The following is a 19,848-nucleotide window of genomic DNA, read 5'->3' as shown; positions in this document are numbered from 1 at the left end:
CAGGGAGGCTCGTGCTGCACACGCCGTCCGGCGGTGCCCGGGTGGGCACCGCCGCCAGGGACGCAGGGCAGGGGAGCGGTCCGATGAGCATCGGCGCCGTCCTGCAGGCGCTCCGTGAGGAGTTTCCCGAGGTCACCGTCTCCAAGATCCGTTTTCTCGAGGCGGAGGGCCTCGTCGAGCCGGCGCGGACACCGGCGGGTTACCGCAAGTTCCGCGCCGAGGACGTCGAGCGGCTCAGTCACGTGCTGCGCATGCAGCGTGACCACTACCTGCCGCTCAAGGTGATCAGGGAGCAGCTGGAAGGCGCCGCGCACGGCAGCTGTCCGTCCGCGGCGCTGCCCCCGTCGGACGAGCCGGGGGAGGCGCACGAGCCAGCCGAGCCGGAGGGCCGCCAGGCGGCTCAGCAGGCCGCGGGTCAGCCCGCTGCCGTGCGCCTGGGCCGGGAGGAGCTGCTGGCCGCCGTCTCGGCGGCGCCGGAGGAGCTCGCGGCGTGGGAGGAGTACGGGCTGCTCCGCGCCGACGCGGAGGGCGGATACGGGCACGGGGAGCTGGCGGTGGCGCGCCTGGTGGCGGAGCTGGGCCGGCACGGCCTGGAGGCACGTCATCTGCGGGCGCTGAAGCTGTGCGCCGAGCGCCAGCTCGATCTCGCCGAGCAGACCGTGGCATCCCTCAGAAGGCACCCGGATGCCCGTACCAGGGAGCTGGCGCAGGGGACGGTCCAGGAGCTGGCCGGGCTGTCCGCGCGGCTCTACACGGCCTTCGTGCAGGCCGCGCCGGGCACCTCGGGTGACTGAATCGGCACACCGGTGCCGTGGCCGGACGGCTGCCCGACTACCCAAACAGGCGCGGCACGGCCTAGGGTTGCTGTGTGAATGAGCTCGACGTCGTGGGTGTCCGGGTGGAAATGCCCACCAACCAACCGATCGTGCTCCTGCGAGAAGTGGGAGGCGACCGCTACCTCCCTATCTGGATCGGCCCGGGGGAGGCGACCGCGATTGCCTTCGCCCAGCAGGGCATGACCCCCGCACGCCCACTCACCCATGACCTGTTCAAGGACGTCCTGGAAGCAGTGGGTCAGGAGCTGACCGCGGTCCGCATCGTGGATCTGCGGGAAGGCGTGTTCTACGCGGAGCTGGTTTTCGCCAGCGGCGTGGAAGTCAGTGCCCGTCCGTCCGACGCCATAGCGCTCGCCCTGCGCACCGGCACGCCGATCTACGGCAGTGACGATGTGCTGGACGACGCGGGTATCGCGATCCCGGACGAGCAGGAGGACGAGGTGGAGAAGTTCCGCGAGTTCCTCGATCAGATCTCTCCGGAGGACTTCGGCACCAGCAGCCAGTGACGCCCCTGCTCGCCGTGCGCCGCGTCCGCCGACGCGGCGCGGGGGAGTGCGCGTCAGCGGCCGGGGGCGGTGGTCAACCAGCCAGCTGTTCCCCAGGCGAGGGCACGCGAAACCACTCCTGGGGGCATTATCACTCGCCGTGCCGAGTGTGGCGATCGTTGACGCACTCGGAGTGACTGCCTACCTTCATGTGGGCAGGTTCCGGGGGTAACCCGGGATGTGAAGGACGGAGGTCGGCGTGGCAAGCACCGGCGGCGAAGGTACGGCGGCTGGCGATTCGTCCCTACTCGACGGTCCACGGGCGGCCTACGGGCGGCAGGTGCCCCCGGGGCGGTCCGCCGCCGGTTCCCGGACGGACGGGGCTCCCGGCGAAGCGGCGGATTCCCCGGCTGAACAGGTCGGCTACCGCGGACCGACCGCGTGTTCCGCGGCCGGCATCACCTACCGCCAGCTCGACTACTGGGCCCGCACCGGGCTGGTGGAGCCCAGCATCCGGCCCGCCTACGGGTCGGGCACCCAGCGGCTCTACGGCTTCCGCGACATCGTCGTTCTCAAGATCGTCAAGCGGCTGCTGGACACCGGTGTCTCCCTCCAGAACATCCGTGCCGCCGTCCGGCACCTGCGCTCACGCGGCCGGACCGACCTGGCGCGGATGACGCTGATGAGCGACGGGGCGACGGTCTACGAGTGCTCCTCGCCCGACGAGGTGGTCGATCTGCTCCAGGGCGGCCAGGGAGTCTTCGGGATCGCCGTGGGCGTCGTGTGGAAGGACGTCGAGGGCGCCCTCTCGCAGCTGCACGGGGAGCGCGTCGACACCGGGGAGACCCTGGTGGGCGACCACCCCGAGGACGAGCTGGCCCGCCGCCGCAACCGCGCGGGCTGACGGGCGCAGCGCGCCGCGCCCGGGTGACCGGGCCGGTTGTCGGTGCCATGCGGCAGCATCGGACGTGTGAGGACCGAGCCGACCATCCTGCATCTGGACATGGATGCCTTCTTCGCCGCGGTGGAGCAGGCGTCCAAGCCGAGCCTGCGCGGGAAGCCGGTGGTGGTCGGCGGGCTCGGCCCGCGCGGGGTGGTCTCCACCGCCTCGTACGAGGCCAGGCGCTTCGGGGTGCACTCGGCGATGCCCACCGCGCAGGCCAGACGCCTGGCGCCGAACGCGGCCTACCTGGGCACCCGCTTCGGGCTCTACCGGGCGGTGAGCGAGGTGGTGATGGAGCTGCTGCACGCGCTCTCGCCGCTGGTGGAGCCCCTGAGCCTCGACGAGGCGTTCGTGGACCTGGAGGCCCACGAGGCGCCTGCGGGCACGCAGGGCGGCGCCGAGGGGGCGCGTCAGGTCGGTGAGCGGCTGCGGCGGGACATCCGGGCGGCGACGGGGCTCAGTGGCTCCGTGGGGCTGGCCGGCTCCAAGATGCTCGCGAAGATCGCCTCCGAGGAGGCGAAGCCGGACGGCCTGGTGCTGATAGAACCGGGCACCGAGCGGGACCGCTTGGCGCCCATGCCGGTGAGAACGCTGCCCGGGGTGGGGCCCGCGACGGGTGAGGTGCTGCGCCGTGCGGGCATCACCACGATCGGCGAGGCGGCGGAGGCGGGCGCGGACGAGTTGCTGCGGCTGCTGGGCAAGGCCCACGGCGCGGCCGTCCACGCCATGGCCCACGGCATCGACGACAGGCCCGTGGTGGCGGAGCGGGACGCGAAGTCGGTCTCCGTCGAGGACACCTACGACGTCGATCTGACCGACCGCACACGGGTGCGACTGGAGGTGGAGCGGCTCGCCCGGCGCTGTGTGACGCGGCTGCGCGCCGCAGGACGGTCGGGGCGGACGGTGGTCATCAAGGTGCGCAGCTACGACTTCTCGACCCTGACCAGGTCGGAGACCCTGCGGGGGCCCACCGACGATCCCGGTGTCGTCAGGGAGGCGGCGCTGCGGCTGCTGGACGGCGTGGACACCACGGCAGGGGTGCGCCTGCTGGGCGTGGGCGTCAGTGGCCTGGCGGACTTCACGCAGGAGGACCTGTTCGCGCAGGCCCAGGCCGCGCGGAGCGAGGCCGAGGCCGAGGCGGCGCGGCAGGCCGCGGAGGCGGACACCGAGCGGGACAGCGCGGTCGTGGAGGAGCCGGACGCCGCGGTGCCCGCCGACCGGCAGTGGATTCCGGGGCGGGACGTGCGGCACGCGGCGCACGGCAGGGGCTGGGTGCAGGGCAGCGGCGTCGGGAAGGTGACCGTCCGCTTCGAGGAGCCCGACACGCCGCCAGGCCGGGTACGCACGTTCGCCGTGGACGATCCGGAGCTGGAGCCCGCCGAGCCGGTCATGCTGGACGCGCGCGTGGCCGAGGCGCTGGCACGGCAGGCCGCACCGGCGCCCGAGGGCGGCCCGGGGGCCGGTCAGTCGCCGGCGCCGGCGATCCGTCCGAAGTCGCGGTCAGGCGGCGCGGGTGCCTCGTGGGGCAGTGGGGTGTCGAGACCGTAGTGGCGGTAGAGCTGGAGCTCCTGTTGCGGTGAGAGGTGGCGGCCCACGCCGAAGTCGGGTGCGCCCCTGATCAGATCGCGGGCGAAGGGCACGCGCAGGCCGGTCTCGTCCAGCCGGGAGGGCTCCAGCGGTACGAAGGCGTCACGGCTGAAGATCCCGGTGCGCAGGGCCGCCCACTCCGGTTCGCCGGTGGCGTCGTCCAGGTACACCTCGTCGACGGTGCCGATCTTGTCTCCCCGGCTGTCGAACGCCTTGCGGCCGATCAGGCTCCGCGGGTCTATGTCGGTCTGCACGGATCTCCCTCCCACGGGTTGCGACATGCTGTTCCTGCTCGTACTCACTACGAAACGGTACTTTTCGGCCACTGGCCACTTGAGCACACACCGGGTTACCACCGAGGGGCTCGCTGATACGCTCGTAAACGGCTGTCGACCCCGTGCGGGAGAGTCCTCCGGGAAGTTTCCGGAGGCGCCGAAGGAGCAACTCCTCCCCGGAATCTCTCAGGCTCACGTACCGCACGGACGAGGTCACTCTGGAAAGCAGGGCGGGCCCCGGACCAGCGCCGATGCCCCTCCTCACCGACGGTGTAAGCCGAGCGTCCGGTCAGTGGGGCGGATCGGTGAAACTCTCAGGTCCGGATGACAGAGGGGGAGGCCGAACGGGCACCCGTGGAAGGTGCCCCCCGAGGTCGCACAGACCAGGAGGCCCCCGCAGATGACTTCCCACCGCATCCCGCTGACCGAGTTGGAGAGCGGCACACCGTTCGAGAGCCGGCACATCGGGCCCGACGCGGCCGCGCAGGCGAAGATGCTCGCCCAGGTCGGGTACGGATCGCTCGACGAGCTCACCGCGGCGGCGGTACCCGACGTGATCAAGAGCACCGAGCGGCTGGCGCTCCCCGAGGCCCGCAGCGAGGCCGAGGTGCTGGCCGAACTGCGCTCGCTCGCGGAGCGCAACCAGGTACAGCACTCCATGATCGGCCTCGGGTACCACGGCACCTTCACGCCGCCGGTGATCCTGCGCAACGTGATGGAGAACCCGGCCTGGTACACCGCCTACACGCCGTACCAGCCGGAGATCTCCCAGGGGCGGCTCGAGGCGCTGCTCAACTTCCAGACCGTCGTGGCCGACCTGACCGGCCTGCCCACCTCGGGCGCGTCGCTGCTGGACGAGCCGACGGCCGCCGCCGAGGCGATGGCGCTCTCGCGCCGCGTCGGCAAGGCGGGCAAGCGCGGCTCCACCGTCTTCCTGGTCGACGCCGAGTGCCTGCCGCAGACCGTCGCCGTGCTGCGTACCCGCGCGGAGCCCACCGGGGTCGAGGTCGTCGTCGCCGATCTGGGCGAGGGCATCCCCGACGAGGTCGCCGACCGCGGCGTGTTCGGCGTCCTGCTCCAGTACCCGGGTGTCTCCGGCGCCGTACGCGACCAGCGGGCCGTCATCGAGCGGGCCCACGAGCTGGACGCCGTCGTCACCGTCGCCGCCGATCTGCTGGCGCTCACCCTGCTGACGTCGCCCGGCGCGTTGGGCGCCGACATCGCCGTCGGCTCCAGTCAGCGCTTCGGGGTGCCGATGGGCTTCGGCGGCCCGCACGCGGGCTACATGGCGGTGCGCGACGCGTTCGCACGCAGCCTGCCGGGGCGCCTCGTCGGCGTGTCGAGGGACGCCGACGGCGAGCAGGCCTACCGTCTCGCCCTGCAGACCCGCGAGCAGCACATCCGCCGTGAGAAGGCCACCAGCAACATCTGCACCGCGCAGGTGCTGCTGGCCGTGATGGCCGGGATGTACGCGACCTACCACGGGCCCGAGGGGCTCGCCGCGATCGCGCGCCGCACGCACCGCTACGCCGCGCTGCTCGCGGCCGGGCTGCGGGACGGCGGTGTCCAGGTCGTCCACGGCGCCTTCTTCGACACGGTCACCGCGCGGGTGCCGGGACGGGCGGCCGAGGTCGTCGAACGGGCGAGCCTGGCCGGGGTCGACCTGCGCCTGACCGACGCCGACCACGTCGGCATCGCCTGCGACGAGCTCACCACACGCGCGCACCTGACCGCCGTGTGGCGGGCGTTCGGGGTCCTCGGTGACGACGCCACGAGCGACGTCGCGGCGCTGGACGCCGCGACCGGGGACGCGCTGCCCGAGGCCCTGCTGCGCACCGACGAGTACCTGACCCACCCGGTCTTCCACGAGCACCGCTCCGAGACGGGCATGCTGCGCTACCTGCGCCGGCTGGCCGACCGCGACTACGCGCTCGACCGCGGCATGATCCCGCTCGGCTCGTGCACGATGAAGCTGAACGCCACGACCGAGATGGAGCCGGTCACCTGGCCCGAGTTCGGCGGACTGCACCCCTTCGCCCCCGCCGAGCAGGCCGAGGGCTACCTGACGCTGATCCGCGAACTGGAGGAGCGGCTCGCCGAGGTCACCGGCTACGACAGGGTCTCCCTCCAGCCCAACGCGGGCTCCCAGGGCGAGCTGGCCGGGCTGCTGGCCGTCCGCGCCTACCACCGGGCGAACGGCCACGAGCAGCGCACCGTCTGCCTCATCCCCTCCTCGGCGCACGGCACCAACGCGGCCAGCGCGGTGATGGCGGGCATGAAGGTCGTCGTCGTCAAGACGAGCGACAACGGCGACGTGGACGTGGCCGACCTGCACGCGAAGATCGAGCGGCACGGCGACGAGCTGGCCGTCCTGATGGTCACCTACCCCTCGACGCACGGCGTGTTCGAGGAACACATCAGCGACGTGTGCGCGGCCGTGCACGAGGCGGGCGGCCAGGTGTACGTGGACGGCGCCAACCTCAACGCGCTGCTCGGCGTGGCGAGGCCGGGCCGCTTCGGCGCCGACGTCTCACACCTGAACCTGCACAAGACCTTCTGCATCCCGCACGGGGGCGGCGGTCCCGGCGTCGGCCCGATCGGCGTGCGGGAGCACCTGGCCCCCTACCTGCCCAACCACCCGCTGCAGCCCGCCGCGGGCCCCGAGACGGGCATCGGGCCGGTCTCCGGCGCCCCGTGGGGCTCGGCCGGCATCCTGCCCATCTCGTGGGCGTACGTGCGTCTGATGGGAGCCGAGGGGCTGCGCAGGGCGACGCAGGTGGCGGTGCTCAGCGCCAACTACATCGCCAAGCGCCTGGAGCCGCACTACCCGGTCCTCTACACGGGGCCGAACGGGCTGGTGGCGCACGAGTGCATCATCGACGTGCGGCCGCTGACCAAGCAGACCGGTGTGAGCATCGACGACGTCGCCAAGCGGCTGATCGACTACGGCTTCCACGCGCCGACGATGTCGTTCCCCGTCGCGGGGACGCTGATGATCGAGCCCACCGAGAGCGAGGACCTGGCGGAGCTGGACCGCTTCTGCGAGGCGATGATCGCCATCCGTGCCGAGATCGACAAGGTCGGCACGGGGGAGTGGGACGCGCAGGACAACCCGCTGCGCAACGCCCCGCACACCGCCGCGATGCTCGCGGGCGAGTGGCAGCAGGCGTACGGGCGCGAGGAGGCCGTCTTCCCCGCCGGCGTGAAGGCCGCCGACAAGTACTGGCCGCCGGTGCGCCGGATCGACGGCGCCTTCGGCGACCGCAACCTGGTGTGTTCCTGCCCGCCGGTCGCGGAGTACGAGGCCGGGTAAGCAGGCACCGCCGCCGCCCACGAGGCGGCGAGCAGGCACACGTGTCGGGCCCTGTGCGGCGCGCGCCGCACAGGGCCCGACACCTACCCGTGGCCTGGTGCGGGCCTCAGGCGGCCGTCACATGCCGGGTGCGGAGCGGCCGGTGCGGTGCGATGATCTGGCCGTCCGGCAGCAGCTCGCCGGTGTCCTCGAAGAGGAGGACCCCGTTGCAGAGCAGGCTCCAGCCCTGCTCGGGGTGGTAGGCCACGGGGTGCGCGGCCTCCCTGTCGGCGGAGTCGGCTGTCGGGCACAGTGGCTGGTGCTGGCACATTGTCGCTGTCGTCTTCCGTCGTGTGATGGCGTCTGTCCTGCGGCGCTTGCTCTGCATGGCCGTCCCCCCGTAAACCGTGGTCCGTTCCGGTCCATCTCCCAGTGTTCCGCCGCCGGCCCGAATTCGCAGGGATTTCGCGTCAGCATGTACCCAACCGCTCAGACGCGTCACCCGTGCGGGCGGTTGCGGTCAACGGTTCGGTGTTCGCGGCAGGTTGAGACCGCCGAAAGGTACGCGTAGGTCCGGGCCGGGAGCGGCGGGCCATGTCGCCACGACGTGCACACCGGTGGACAGCTGATCCCTCAACGCCGAGCGGACCGGCGTACACGGCATGTGCCGCGGCACGCCGGCGGGGACGGCTGTCAGGCGGAAGTGCGCAGCAGCGGGGCAGTCTGGGCCTCGGAAGCAGCCGCAGGGGCGCTCGCGCCAGTGGCCGTGACCAGCCGGCGGGTCAGTACGGGCAGCAGCGCGTCGACGCGGTGCGCCGTGTGGGCGGCGATACCGGGTGGCGCGGGAGCCAGTGGGATCAGCAGGTCGGCCGGTTCGGGTTCGCCCTCGGCGGGGTCGGCGGAGGTGTCCCGGTGGAGCCACAGGGTGAGCATGTACAGCTCCGGGACCGACAGCAGCCGCGGCTGGCAGGGCGTCGGCAGCGCCTCGGCCTGGTGCATCGCCCGCACCGTGGACAGCACGTAGGGGCCCTGCCGGAACTGGCCGAAGGCCCAGCCGTCCGCGGTCAGGACCGCTTCGGCGGTGCCGGCGTAGGCCGCGCCGTGCGGCCCTGCGGCCTCGCTCGTCTCGTCGCGCAGCAGGAAACGCCAGCCGGTCAGGCGGGTGAGGGGACCTGGTGCCGCCTGGCCGGCGTGTTCGCGCGCGTGCGTCCGCTCCTCGGTTCGCGGCGCCACGTGGGCCATCTCGTAGGCGGGCAGCGGGAGTTCGGGACGCAGCCGGCCCTGGGCCGCGCGCAGGGACGCGGAGGCGCGGGTACCTCTGTGGGCCGTCGGCGAGCCGAGGGCGGTCAGGACACTGCGCAGGGCTGGGGCGGGGGCCTCGGATACGTGCAGCGGCATGGCGGGTCGCCTCTCTCGGGAGACACACGGTGCTGGCGGGGGCGCGACGGCGGTGTCGGCGCGAAGGGGCCGCGAGCGCGGCGGGAGGGGTCGACGGCGGGTCGGGTCGCCAAGTCTCTGCCTCGTTCGTGCAGTTTATACGAGATGTGTTCGAGAGAGGTTTCCGCTAACGTACGCCGATGTTTACCGAAAGGGGACAACCGGCCGAATCGCCGTGCTTTTCACCTGCGCTGACGACGGGTGAACGGGTATGACCTCGGGCGCGGGAGGAAACGCGGTCGGCCTGTTGTGGTCGGTGTTTCTCACAAGGAGATGCCGCTGGGCTGGGACGCTGCCGTATGCCGAAGGAATGTGCCGTCCGAGGTGCGCCAGCCTAGCGGTAGTTACCCGCCCGGTCAGCCCTGGCAGGCGTTATCCACGGCCAGGCAGGGCATTATCGGTGCACGCTCGGCCACGTACGCCCCAAAGATATCCCGGCGCCAGCCACGAGCAGGGAGGAAGCCCCCGATGGGAGAGAAGGTCGTCGCCGACAGGTTCGACCTGTCCGACCGGCGGCGGTACCGGCAGAAGCTGCACAAGTGCCTGGAGGGGCTGTGGCAGCTTCTGGAAGAGAAGAGGTTCGACCGACCCAGGAACCTGATGGGATTGGAGATCGAGCTGAATCTCGCGGACGCCCAGGGCCAGCCGCTCATGGTGAATGCCGAGGTCCTCCAGCGGATCGCGAGCTCCGATTTCCAGACCGAACTGGGACAGTTCAACCTCGAAGTGAATATCGTGCCGCACGCGCTCTCGGGCCGCGTTCTCGACCAGCTCGCCGAGGAACTGCGCACGGGCCTCGCCTACGCGGACCGCCAGGCCCGCGAGGCCGAGGCGCGCATCGTGATGATCGGCACCCTGCCGACGCTGACGCCCCGGGACCTGACGGTGGCCAACCTCACCGACGTGGACCGCTACCGGCTGCTCAACGACCAGATCATGGCGGCCAGAGGCGAGGAGATCACCCTCGACATCGACGGGGTCGAGCACCTGACGACCACGTCCGCGTCGATAGCTCCCGAGTCCGCCTGCACCTCGGTGCAGTTGCATCTGCAGGTGACGCCAGGACGGTTCGCCGACGTGTGGAACGCGGCCCAGGCCATCGCCGGGGCGCAGATCGCCATGGGGGCCAACTCGCCCTTCCTGTTCGGCCACGAACTGTGGCGCGAGTCGCGGATCCCCCTCTTCCTCCAGGCGACCGACACCCGGTCGCCGGAGCTGCGGGCACAGGGCGTGCGCCCCCGCACCTGGTTCGGCGAGCGCTGGATCTCCTCGGCGTACGACCTGTTCGAGGAGAACGCCCGCTACTTCCCCGCCCTGCTGCCGCTGCGCGACGAGGAGGACCCGCAGCGGGTGCTCGCCGCCGGCGGGGTGCCCTCGCTGGGGGAGCTGACCTTGCACAACGGCACCGTCTACCGCTGGAACCGCCCGGTCTACGGCGTGATGGACGGGGCGCCGCACCTGCGGGTGGAGAACCGGGTGCTGCCCGCGGGCCCGACGGTGACCGATGTGCTGGCCAACACCGCGTTCTACTACGGGCTGGTGCGGGCGCTGGCCGACGACCCACGGCCGGTGTGGAACCGGATGCCCTTCGCGTACGCGGAGCGCAACTTCGACGCCGCCTGCCGCCACGGCATCGAAGCGGAGCTGTGGTGGCCGCGCTCGGGGCGGGGCTCGGGACTGGTGCGGCGGCCCGCCACCCGGCTGGTGCGCGAGGAGTTGCTGCCGCTCGCCGCCGCCGGGCTCGACGCCTGGGGCGTGGAGCCCGCGGACCGCGACCGCTGCCTGACGGTGATCGAGGAGCGGTGCAGGCGCGGGGTCAACGGCGCTTCCTGGCAGGCGTCCGCCTACCGCGGCGCGCTGGAGTCCGGGCTCGAGGGCGACAAGGCGCTGGCCGCGGTCACCCGCGCCTACTGCGACCGGGCCGCCGACGGCGCGGCCGTCCACACGTGGGACGACGGACTCTGACATCGAGGGCCTGTGGGGCGGGTCAGCCGCGGCTGCCCGCCTCCACGATCGCCTTGAGGATCACCTGGTGGATCTGGGCCGGGTCGCTCACCCGGTGGGCGGAGCCGCCGGTCGCCTTCGCGAGCTCCTCGGCGGCCTTCTCGTCGGCGTCGGGGCCCACAGCGATGGCGATGAGCGGGAGCGGCGCCTTGCGCTCGCTCAACTGTTCCAGCTCGGCCACCAGTTCGGCGCGCGAGATGCTGCCAGGGTCCTCGTTGGCGCCGTCCGTCAGGACGACGAGCGCGTTGAACCTGCCCTTCGCGTACTGCTTGCGTGCCTGTTCGTAGGCGGCCAGGGTGGTGTCGTAGAGCCCGGTCGCGCCGCCGGGGATGGGCTCCATGCCCGCGAACGCCTTGGTCAGCCGGGACCGCTGGGTCACCCCGTCGCCGTCCTGGTGGCCGAGCCGGCGCGGCGGCACCAGCTCGCGGTAGTCCCTGCCCCGGGCCAGCCGGGTGGAGAACTCCCACAGCCCCACCTCGTCCTGCGGCGTGAACTGGGTCAGCCCCTGTGTCAGCGAGGCCTTGGTGACATCCATCCGGGAGCGTCCGGGGCGGCCGGGCACGGGCGCGGCCATCGAGGCCGAGGCGTCGACCACCAGGGTGAAGCGGGCGCTCTGCACGGTGATCGTCCACATGCCCAGCGCCGTGCGGACGTCCTCGGTGGCGGGCGGCTCGCCCGGCGTGGCCGTGTAGGGCTGCGGGGCGCGGGCCCCAGCGGTGCGCGCCACACCCCCGGCGGCCTCGCCGTCCGGTGGCCTGAAGCCGTGCCGCCGCAGCTCCCGGCGGCCCGCGGCGCTGCCCAGGAGGGTCTGGAAACGGGTGGCGGCCCGACTGGTCGCGGTGTCGCGCTCGCCGGTCTCCAGCAGCGTGTACGGAAAGTCCAGGGCGGTGGAGCCGTCCTTCGTGGAGCCGGGGTAGAACAGCCGCAGCCCCGGCGCGCCGCCCCGCTTCCTGTTGTGCGCGTACGCGGCCTGCTCGGACAGGAGAAGGGCCTGGTTGCGCCGCGGATTGCCCAACTCGGCGCCGGAGGTGTCGTGCGGCAGGGTCGCCAGGACCTGCGAGTCGCCGGGCGCGGTGCGCTCGGCGAGCTGTCTGGCGGCCGCGGCGGCCGCCGTCCGGGAGGCGTCCGCGTCCTTTCCTGCCGTCGCGCTCTGGATCCGGGTGAGGGCCAGCAGGCCCGTCGCGCTGCGGACCGGGTCGGCGGTGCCGACGCGCAGGTCGCCCTCGCCGTTCGCGGCGGTGGCGAGCTGCGCCCACGAGTAGGTCGTGCCGGGCCAGCCCATCTCCTCGGCCGCCGCGGGGACGGCTGCCAGGGTCAGCGGTGAGCTGGCGACGCTTCCCAGCGGGCGCAGACCGGTGTCCCTGCCCGAGGAGGAGGACGCGCGGTCCGTCCATATCCGCGAGTCCGGCAGCCAGACGTCGAAGTCCTCCGCCGCTTTCCCGCCGCCTCTTCTCAGCGCGGCCGCCATCTCGGCGCCGGTACGCTCGCCGACGTGAACGTCCAGGCACTGCCCGTCCGATCTGGCGTTCTCCTCGCGCGCCCGGTCGGCGACGGCCCGGAGGGCGGGGGCGATGGCGGGCGCGGCGGCCACGCGCAGCTCGACCGTCGACCCGTCGCACGCACCGCCGAAGGGGAGCACTCCGGTGCGCGTGGCGACGATGGTCCCCGCCCCCAGCGCGACGACCAGCCCCACGGCGAGGAACACGGTGCGCCGGCGTGCGCGCCCGCGCGTGCCGTGCCGTGTATGGGTGCCCCCGCGCCCGGACCGCTTCCCGGCGTGGGGCCCCCGCGGCCCGTGCGCACCGGAGTCGTCGGGCAAGCTGTGTCGTGGCATGGCGTGATCGCCCCTCCCGGAAGCCATCCGGCGCCGGTGGGGGAGCGCGGCACACCCCGTCGGCGCTCGTCCCCCCGGTCGCCGCGCACGATCCTGTACCTGCTGCCGTGACCCTAGCGTGGTGACGGGGCGGGTGAGGCGTGATCGCCCGACCGAGGCCAAGACGGCATATGCAACAGGAGGTTCGTGTGCGCGGACAGGCGCCCGACAACCCGCCGCCCACCGCGGCGGTCTTCCCCGAAGAGGGAGCCCGGCGGCGCACACTCCGTACGGAGGCGCTGCTCGTCCTGGCGCTCTCGCTGGGGGCCAGCGGCATCTCCTCGCTGATCAGCTTCGTCGGTGCGCTGACGCAGCCGGGCGGGCTGGGCGACCAGGCGGCGCGGCTCAACTCCTCGCAGGCGCCCGGACGGCCCTGGCTCGACCTGGCGTGGCAGCTGTTCGGCATCGCCACCGCGCTGGTGCCGGTGGCCCTGGTGGCGCACCTGCTCACCCGGGAGGGGGCGGGCGGGCTGCGGGCGCTGGGCCTCGACCGGCGCAGGCCGGGGTTCGACCTGGGCTGGGGCGCCGCGGTGGCCGCCGGGATCGGCGGCTGCGGCATCGGCTTCTACCTGCTGGCGCAGGCGAACGGCTTCAACCTCACCGTGGAGCCCGAGTCGCTGCCCGACGTGTGGTGGAAGTACCCGGTGCTGATCGCCTCGGCCGTGCAGAACTCCGTGCTGGAGGAGGTCATCGTCGTCGGCTATCTGCTGCGCAGGCTGGGCCAGTTGGGCTGGTCGCCCGTGGCGGCGCTCGCGGCCGGCGCGGTGCTGCGCGGCTCGTACCACCTCTACCAGGGCATCGGAGGGTTCCTCGGAAACCTGGCGATGGGCGTGGTCTTCGGCCTCCTCTACCTCAGGTGGCGGCGGGTGGGGCCGCTCGTCGCCGCCCACGCGCTGATCGACATCGTCGCCTTCGTCGGCTACGCGCTCCTCGCGGGGAGGGTCGACTGGCTGCCGACCCCGTGAGCGGCCCGGCGGGCGCGCCGGGTCACAGCGGGGCGTGGAGGGTGGCGTCCAGCACGGTGACGGCGCTGCCGCCGAGCAGCGTGCGCGCGCCCCGCAGCGTGGTGCGCACATAGCCGGTACGCCGGGAGACCTGGAGGCCGGTCAGTTCCGCGCGCCCGAGACGCTGTGACCACAGCGGCGCGAGCGCGGTGTGAGCGCTGCCGGTGACGGGGTCCTCGGGGACGCCCTGCGCGGGGGCGAACATCCGCGAGACGAAGTCGTACGGGCGCTCGTGTGCGTCCTCGCGCGCGGGCGGCGCCGCGGCGGCCGTCAGGAGCACCGCGGGGCTGGGCAGCGCGGACACGGCCGCGAGGTCGGGCGCCAGCCCGCGCAGCGTTGCCTCGTCGGCGATCTCCAGGACGAGCATCCCCAGGGCGCCGGTGTCCCACGCGGCCACCACGGGCGCGCCGAAGGCCTCCGCGGCGCCGTCCGGTACGCACACCTCCGTCAGCGTGGCGGTGGGGAAGTCCAGGGTGAGGGAGTCCGCTTCCCGGGAGGCGCTGAGTACCCCGCTGCGCGTGCGGAACCGGACGCGCCCGCCCTCGGGCAGCACGCCGTCCTCCGCGAGCAGGTGCGCGGTCGCCAGTGTGGCGTGCCCGCACATGTCCACCTCCGTCGTCGGCGTGAACCAGCGCAGCGCCCAGTCGGCTTCCGGGTCGTCGGCCAGCGGGTGGGCGAAGGCGGTCTCGGCCAGGTTCATCTCGGCGGCGAGCGCCTGGAGGCTCGCGTCGGCCGGGAAGGCGCGGGGCGCCTCGGCGTCCAGCAGGACGACCGCGGCGGGGTTGCCCGCGTAGGCGTGTGCGGTGAAGGCGTCGACGGTGCGGATTCTCATGGCCCGCGACGGTACGGGGACCGGGTGGGCCCGGCACACGGCCAATCGGCGGCAGGTGGCTCGGAGGGACTTGTCGCTTCCTGCTTCCCGATATATCGTTGAGACATCGCGACTAGTTCACAACGTATCTGGGAGGAGTCAGCGATGTATCCCTTCGGAAGGGAACACGGCACAGAACACGGCAAGGAGCGCGGTAAGCGCCACGGCATGGAGCACGGTCCCCGGCGGTACGGGCCTGGGCCGGGGTTCGGCGTCGAGGGCCCCGAGGCGGGACGCCCCTGCGGCCCGCACGGCGGCGGAGACCGGCGGGGCCAGGGGCGCGCGGCCTTCGGCCCCTTCGGGCCGCCGTTCGGCGGGGGCGGTCCCTTCGGTGGACGCGGTCCGCGCGGCCGCGGTGGTCCCCGCGGCCGCGCCCGGCGCGGCGACGTGCGCGCCTCGATCCTCGCGCTGCTCAAGGAGCGCCCCATGCACGGGTACGAGATGATCCAGGAGATCGCCGAGCGCAGCGGCGGCGCCTGGAAGCCGAGCCCGGGCTCCGTCTACCCGACCCTCCAGCTGCTGGAGGACGAGGGTCTGATCAGCAGCGAGAGCGAGGGGGGCAAGAAGCACTTCTCGCTCACCGAGGCGGGTGTCTCCGAGGCCGAGGCCGGCGCGGAGGCGCCCTGGGAGGACGCGGGCCGCGGCGCCGACTGGGAGGCGCTGCACGAGGTCCGCACGGCGGCGGGCGGGCTGACGGCCGCCTTCCAGCAGGTGTGGGCGACCGGCACGCCCGAGCAGCGGGAGAAGGCGCTGCGCGTCGTCAACGACGCCAGGAAGAGCCTCTATCTGATCCTGGCGGAGGAGGACTGAGCAACGTCGGACGTCTCCTCCCCGAGGAGGAGACGTCCGACGTCCTGCCCACCCTCTGGGGGACAGGCATATGCCACGGGGCGCCGATGAAGCCGCACAGGTGCATGTGATGTGGTGGTTGTGTGCACAGCCCTACACCGTCCAGCCGTCAGACCGTAGCGGAGGCAGACGACGCCGTCGACCCGCAGGTCAGCGACGCGTTGGCGGCCATGATGGCGACCGCGCGCCGCCGGGCCGCGCGGGACGGGGACCGGCAGATCGACACGGCGCACCTGCTGCACAGCCTGCTGGAGTCGGACAGCTCCACCTGGGATCTGCTGGACGGCGGCAGCCCCCAGGTCGGCAAGCTCCTCGGCTACCTCGTCCAGCGCAGCATCGGCTACGGGCTGCGCTGGCAGAGCACCCTGGAGGACTCGGGCGCCGTTCCCGCCGTCTCCGAGCAGCCCGGCGGCGTCCCGGGGTGGTCTCCCAGCGCGCGGGCGGCCCTGGAACTCGCCGGTGAGCGTGCCCGGCGCCGGGGGCGGGAGGAGGCCGAGGGTATCGACCTGTTCGCCGGCGTGGTGGCCGATCAGGAGTGCCGCGGGGTGGAGGTGCTGCGCCGCGCCGGGGTGGACGCCGCGCGACTGGCGAGGCGACTGGGAGTTGCCTCTCGTCAGGAGTGACAGGGGTGACACTCCTGACGGGCGTTGACATGATGTGTTCATGCACGTCACCTCCTCGTCCCTGGACGCCTCGCGGGCCCGCACCACGGGACTGCTTCTCGCGCTCGTCTCCGCCTGCTCCTTCGGCAGCTCCGGCGTCGCGGCCAAGCCGCTGATCGAGGCCGGTCTCGAGCCGCTCCACGTCACCTGGCTGCGGGCCGCCGGCGCGGCCGTGGTGCTGCTGCCGCTCGCCTGGCGGCACAGGTCGCTGGTGCGGGAGCGCCCCTGGCTGCTGCTGGGCTTCGGGCTGCTCGCCGTCGCCGGGGTGCAGGCCTTCTACTTCACGGCGCTCTCCCGCATCCCCGTCGGCGTCGCGCTGCTGATCGAGTACCTGGCGCCCGCGCTCGTGCTGCTGTGGGTCAGGTTCGTGCAGCGCCGCCGGGTGACGCGGGCCGCCGCCGTGGGCATGGTGCTGGCCGTCGGCGGCCTCAGCTGCGTCGTCGAGGTGTGGGCGGGGCTGCGGCTCGACGGGCTCGGGCTGCTGCTCGCGCTGGGGGCTGCGTGCTGCCAGGTCGGGTACTTCGTCCTCTCCGACCACGGCAGCACCGCCGAGGAGGGGCAAGCCGCCCGGCGGCCCGCCGACCCGCTGGGGGTCATCGCCTACGGCCTGCTCATCGGGGCGCTCGCGCTGACGCTGATCGCCCGGCCGTGGAACACGGACTGGGCGGTTCTGGGCCACAGCGCCGCGATGGACGGCACCGATGTGAACGGGCTGGTGCTGCTGGCCTGGATCGTGCTGGTGTCCACCGCGACCGCCTACGTCACCGGGGTGGTCTCGGTGCGGCTGCTCTCGCCGCCGGTCGCGGGCGTGGTGGCCTGCCTCGAGGCGGTCATCGCGACGGTGCTGGCCTGGGTGCTGCTGGGCGAACACCTGAGCGCCGTCCAGCTCGCTGGCGGTGCCCTGGTGCTGACGGGCGCGTTCATCGCGCAGCGCTCCACCCCAGCGCCGCAGCCGGGCGCTTCCGCCTCGGGCGCTCCCGTCGCGGAGGCCCCGGTCGCGGCATCCACCGGGACCCCCGAGACGGACCGGGACGTCAGCGCGCGGTGAGGTAGCCGGGCACGGGGGTCCCCGGATTGAGGTGGTCCGCAGGTATGGGGGTGCCGTAGGCGGGGGAGACGGGCACCACGCCGGTCCAGTACGGCAGGTCCAGGTCCTCCGGGTCGTCGTTGGGGCCGCCCGTGCGCACCTTGGCCGAGACCTCGTCGAGGGCCAGCCGGATCACCGCGGTCGCCGCCAACTCCTTGGGATCGGCCCTGCGGGAGTCGTCCGCGCGCCCGTGCACGACGTTGTTCACGACCGCGTCCAGCGCGGCCAGCCGCTCCTCGTGGTCGGTGACCTCGTACGCGTCTCCGTGTGCCACCACCGAGCGGTAGTTGATCGAGTGGTGGAACGCCGACTTGGCCAGCACCAGCCCGTCCACGTGGGTGACCGTCACGCACACCGGCATCCCCGACGCGGAGCGCCCCGCCTCACGCAGCGGCCGGGATCCGGTGGAGCCGTGGACATAGAGGTGCTCGCCCACGCGTGCGTACAGCGTCGGCAGGACGACGGGCCGGCCCTCGCGGACGAAGGCGAGGTGGCACAGGTAGCCGGCGTCGAGGATGCCGTGCACCGCCTCCCGGTCGTAGGACATCCGCTCCCGCGCCCTGGTGCCGGTGGTGCGGGACGTGCGCGCGTACGGCGTGCGGGTGGTCGTCTCGTCGGGCAGCGGGCTCGCCATGGCATCTCCTTTTGCACTAGTGCATAATGTTTTTTGTGCTAGGAGATTACAGGGTCGAAGGCCGCGGCGCAGCGGAGATCGCGGCCAGTGTCGAGAGCGGCGTCGGCAGCGGAGCCCTCGCCCCCGGTGACCCGCTGCCGCCGATGCGCGAGCTGGCGGCCGAACTGGGCGTCAACCCCAACACGGTGGCCGCCGCGTACCGCACGCTGCGCGAGCGCGGCGTCATCGAGACGGCGGGGCGGCGGGGGAGCCGCGTGCGGGAACGGCCCGCCACAGCCCCCCGCGAATCCGTCCGGGTCACACCCCCCGCAGGCGGCCTCGACATCTCCACCGGCAACCCCGACCCGGCGCTCCTGCCTCCGCTGGGCCCCGCGCTGGCGGCCTCCACCGATGCCGCCGCCCGTGCTCCCGTCCTCTACGGCGCCCCCGACACCGACCCCGCTCTCGCCGCACTCGCCCGCGCCGCGCTCGACGCGGACGGTGTCGCCGCCGGGCCGCTCGCGGTGACCTCGGGCTCCCTCGACGCCATCGAGCGGGTCCTCGGAGCCCACCTGCGCCCCGGTGACCCCGTCGCCGTCGAGGACCCCGGCTGGGGCAGCCTCCTCGACCTCATCCCCGCCCTCGGGCTGCGCCCGCTGGCCGTCGCGCTGGACGACGAGGGGCCGCTCCCCGGCGAGCTGGAACGCGCCCTGGGACAGGGGGCGCGCGCGGTCGTCGTCACCTCCCGCGCGCAGAATCCGACGGGTGCCGCCGTGACCGCCGCCCGCGCCCGCGAGCTGCGCGCCGTACTGGCGGCACGGGAGGGCACGCTGCTGATCGAGGACGACCACGGGCACGGCATCGTCGACCTGCCGCTGCATCCGCTGTCCTGCGCCACCCGGCACTGGGCCCTGGTCCGCTCCGTCGCCAAGGCCTACGGCCCCGACCTGCGGCTGGCCGTACTGACCGGAGACCGGCTCACCGTCGACCGCGTGCGCGGCAGGCAGCGGCTCGGCCCCGGCTGGGTCAGCCACCTCCTCCAGCGCGCCGTCGCTCACCTGTGGCAGTCCGGGGCCGTCGACGCGGCCCGGGTGGCCGGCTCGTACGGCGCGCGGCGTACGGCCCTGCTCGACGCGCTCGCGGAACGGGGCGTGGCGGCGCGGGGGCGCAGCGGCATGAACGTCTGGGTGCCCGTGCGGGACGAGACGGGCACCGTGGCCCGGCTGCTCCAGGCGGGCTGGGCGGCAGCGCCCGGCGCACGCTTCCGGCTGGCGTCCCCGCCGGGCGTGCGGCTGACCGTCTCGCCGCTGACCCCACCCGGCATCGACCGCCTCGCCGACGACATGGCCGCCGCCCTGCGCACCGAGCGGGCGGGACGCTATGACTGAGCGGGCGGGCGCTACGGCTGAGGGGGCGGGGGGGGGCTACGGCTGAGCGGGCGGGACGCTACGACTGAGCCGGCGCGAGCTTGCGGAAGTCCCAGGAGGCGACCTTCTCGGGGGTGAGCCTCAGCCAGGCGTGCCGTCCGTCGTGCGGCATCTCGGCCAGACCGAAGTACTTGGCGGGAAACAGGCGCTCCACCTCGGTCAGTCGCGGACAGTGCGCGCCGGTGCGGGGCGCCTCTCCGACGCACTCCACCCGCCCCGTCAGCTCGGCTCCGCGCAACTCCCCGTACCCCTCGCCGTCGTCCACCACCACCGCGATCCGCGGGTCCCGCAGCAACTGCGCCCAGCGGCGGCTGCGGGTGAGCGAGTAGAGCCACAGCGAGGTGCCGTCCCACACGAACCACAGTGCGCTCACATGCGGGGCGCCGTCCGTACCCACCGTCGCCGCCCGGCAGGTGCGCCGGTCCCTCAGGAAGGCGTCGAGCTCCTCGGACGTCATCATGATCCGGCGCCCCCGCCGCTGCTTGGTGACGGCCATGCCGTTCCGCCTTCCGTACGCCCGGCTCGTGGCCCGAGGCAACTGACACCCTGTCAGGAAAAGCATGCGGGCTCTTCCCGTCCGGCGCAATGCCTCCTACCCTGCCT

General features: G+C 73.3%; 18 protein-coding genes and 1 riboswitch. Of the genes, 11 read left to right on the top strand and 7 right to left on the bottom strand.

All coding sequences use genetic code 11. The features are described from left to right. The first annotated feature begins 11 nt into the window (after positions 1-11). The 4 genes from ftsR to MMF93_RS04150 all read left to right on the top strand — a co-directional run bounded on the left by ftsR (position 12) and on the right by MMF93_RS04150 (position 3,812). Positions 12-794 (top strand): transcriptional regulator FtsR, encoded by a 783-nt coding sequence (gene ftsR / locus MMF93_RS04165; protein WP_242749642.1) that lies wholly within the window; start codon positions 12-14, stop codon positions 792-794. A 74-nt stretch (positions 795-868) separates the two neighbouring features. Then, positions 869-1,342: a bifunctional nuclease family protein gene (locus MMF93_RS04160; RefSeq protein WP_027739117.1), complete on the top strand. Its 474-nt coding sequence runs from the start codon at positions 869-871 to the stop codon at positions 1,340-1,342. Positions 1,343-1,580: 238 nt separating this feature from the next. Further along, positions 1,581-2,225: a MerR family transcriptional regulator gene (locus tag MMF93_RS04155; protein WP_242749640.1), complete on the top strand. Its 645-nt coding sequence runs from the start codon at positions 1,581-1,583 to the stop codon at positions 2,223-2,225. A 66-nt stretch (positions 2,226-2,291) separates the two neighbouring features. After that, complete coding sequence (locus MMF93_RS04150; RefSeq protein WP_242749638.1) at positions 2,292-3,812, top strand: DNA polymerase IV; 1,521 nt, start codon at positions 2,292-2,294, stop codon at positions 3,810-3,812. Here MMF93_RS04150 and MMF93_RS04145 read toward each other — a convergent pair. Beyond that, the gene (locus tag MMF93_RS04145) at positions 3,728-4,105 is read right to left on the bottom strand and encodes a PRC-barrel domain-containing protein (protein WP_242749636.1); all 378 of its coding nucleotides are present in this window, start codon (positions 4,103-4,105) and stop codon (positions 3,728-3,730) included. The genes MMF93_RS04150 and MMF93_RS04145 overlap by 85 nt on opposite strands. A 136-nt stretch (positions 4,106-4,241) precedes the next feature. After that, a riboswitch (glycine riboswitch) is annotated at positions 4,242-4,338 on the top strand. 188 nt (positions 4,339-4,526) lie between these two features. On the opposite strand from MMF93_RS04145, the gene gcvP reads away from it, so the two are divergent. After that, entirely contained in the window at positions 4,527-7,439 is a 2,913-nt protein-coding gene (gcvP, locus tag MMF93_RS04140) for an aminomethyl-transferring glycine dehydrogenase (RefSeq protein WP_242749634.1), read from the top strand. 106 nt (positions 7,440-7,545) lie between these two features. Here gcvP and MMF93_RS04135 read toward each other — a convergent pair whose 3' ends face one another. After that, a complete protein-coding gene (locus MMF93_RS04135) occupies positions 7,546-7,749 on the bottom strand; it encodes a DUF5999 family protein (protein ID WP_114017361.1) in 204 nt (67 codons plus the stop codon). Positions 7,750-8,111: 362 nt separating this feature from the next. After that, complete coding sequence (locus MMF93_RS04130; protein ID WP_242749632.1) at positions 8,112-8,816, bottom strand: hypothetical protein; 705 nt, start codon at positions 8,814-8,816, stop codon at positions 8,112-8,114. A gap of 507 nt (positions 8,817-9,323) precedes the next feature. Here MMF93_RS04130 and MMF93_RS04125 point away from each other — a divergent pair. Continuing rightward, positions 9,324-10,820 (top strand): glutamate-cysteine ligase family protein, encoded by a 1,497-nt coding sequence (locus tag MMF93_RS04125; RefSeq protein WP_242749630.1) that lies wholly within the window; start codon positions 9,324-9,326, stop codon positions 10,818-10,820. A 22-nt stretch (positions 10,821-10,842) separates the two neighbouring features. Here the strand turns inward: MMF93_RS04125 and MMF93_RS04120 are convergent, their stop codons facing one another. Next, a complete protein-coding gene (locus MMF93_RS04120) occupies positions 10,843-12,693 on the bottom strand; it encodes a substrate-binding domain-containing protein (RefSeq protein WP_242749628.1) in 1,851 nt (616 codons plus the stop codon). A 188-nt stretch (positions 12,694-12,881) separates the two neighbouring features. Here MMF93_RS04120 and MMF93_RS04115 point away from each other — a divergent pair, with 188 nt between their 5' ends. Continuing rightward, positions 12,882-13,697, top strand: a complete 816-nt coding sequence (locus MMF93_RS04115; protein ID WP_423835349.1) for a CPBP family intramembrane glutamic endopeptidase — start codon at positions 12,882-12,884, stop codon at positions 13,695-13,697. A 22-nt stretch (positions 13,698-13,719) separates the two neighbouring features. Here MMF93_RS04115 and MMF93_RS04110 read toward each other — a convergent pair whose 3' ends face one another. Next, positions 13,720-14,568 (bottom strand): PhzF family phenazine biosynthesis protein, encoded by an 849-nt coding sequence (locus MMF93_RS04110; RefSeq protein ID WP_242749625.1) that lies wholly within the window; start codon positions 14,566-14,568, stop codon positions 13,720-13,722. 144 nt (positions 14,569-14,712) lie between these two features. Between MMF93_RS04110 and MMF93_RS04105 the strand changes: the two genes are divergently transcribed. The 3 genes from MMF93_RS04105 (at position 14,713) to MMF93_RS04095 (ending at position 17,166) form a co-directional block, all read left to right on the top strand. Next, positions 14,713-15,417, top strand: coding sequence for a PadR family transcriptional regulator (locus MMF93_RS04105; protein WP_423835348.1), 705 nt, complete (start codon positions 14,713-14,715; stop codon positions 15,415-15,417). Positions 15,418-15,539: 122 nt separating this feature from the next. Continuing rightward, positions 15,540-16,079 (top strand): Clp protease N-terminal domain-containing protein, encoded by a 540-nt coding sequence (locus MMF93_RS04100; RefSeq protein ID WP_242749624.1) that lies wholly within the window; start codon positions 15,540-15,542, stop codon positions 16,077-16,079. A 40-nt stretch (positions 16,080-16,119) separates the two neighbouring features. Further along, entirely contained in the window at positions 16,120-17,166 is a 1,047-nt protein-coding gene (locus MMF93_RS04095) for an EamA family transporter (RefSeq protein ID WP_242749623.1), read from the top strand. Here MMF93_RS04095 and MMF93_RS04090 read toward each other — a convergent pair. Next, positions 17,153-17,839: a pyridoxamine 5'-phosphate oxidase family protein gene (locus MMF93_RS04090; protein WP_242749622.1), complete on the bottom strand. Its 687-nt coding sequence runs from the start codon at positions 17,837-17,839 to the stop codon at positions 17,153-17,155. The two genes, MMF93_RS04095 and MMF93_RS04090, sit on opposite strands and share 14 nt — an antisense overlap. A 35-nt stretch (positions 17,840-17,874) precedes the next feature. Between MMF93_RS04090 and MMF93_RS04085 the strand changes: the two genes are divergently transcribed. Beyond that, complete coding sequence (locus tag MMF93_RS04085; protein WP_242749621.1) at positions 17,875-19,206, top strand: aminotransferase class I/II-fold pyridoxal phosphate-dependent enzyme; 1,332 nt, start codon at positions 17,875-17,877, stop codon at positions 19,204-19,206. A 58-nt stretch (positions 19,207-19,264) separates the two neighbouring features. On the opposite strand, the gene MMF93_RS04080 is transcribed toward MMF93_RS04085, so the two are convergent. Next, the gene (locus tag MMF93_RS04080; protein ID WP_242749619.1) at positions 19,265-19,741 is read right to left on the bottom strand and encodes a pyridoxamine 5'-phosphate oxidase family protein; all 477 of its coding nucleotides are present in this window, start codon (positions 19,739-19,741) and stop codon (positions 19,265-19,267) included. Positions 19,742-19,848 lie beyond the last annotated feature (107 nt).

The sequence above is a fragment of the Streptomyces tubbatahanensis genome (assembly GCF_022699385.1).
GTDB classification, from domain to species: Bacteria; Actinomycetota; Actinomycetes; order Streptomycetales; family Streptomycetaceae; genus Streptomyces; species Streptomyces diacarni.
The sequence above is the reverse complement of the archived record's forward strand: the minus strand, read 5'-3'. Positions and strand labels throughout refer to the sequence as shown.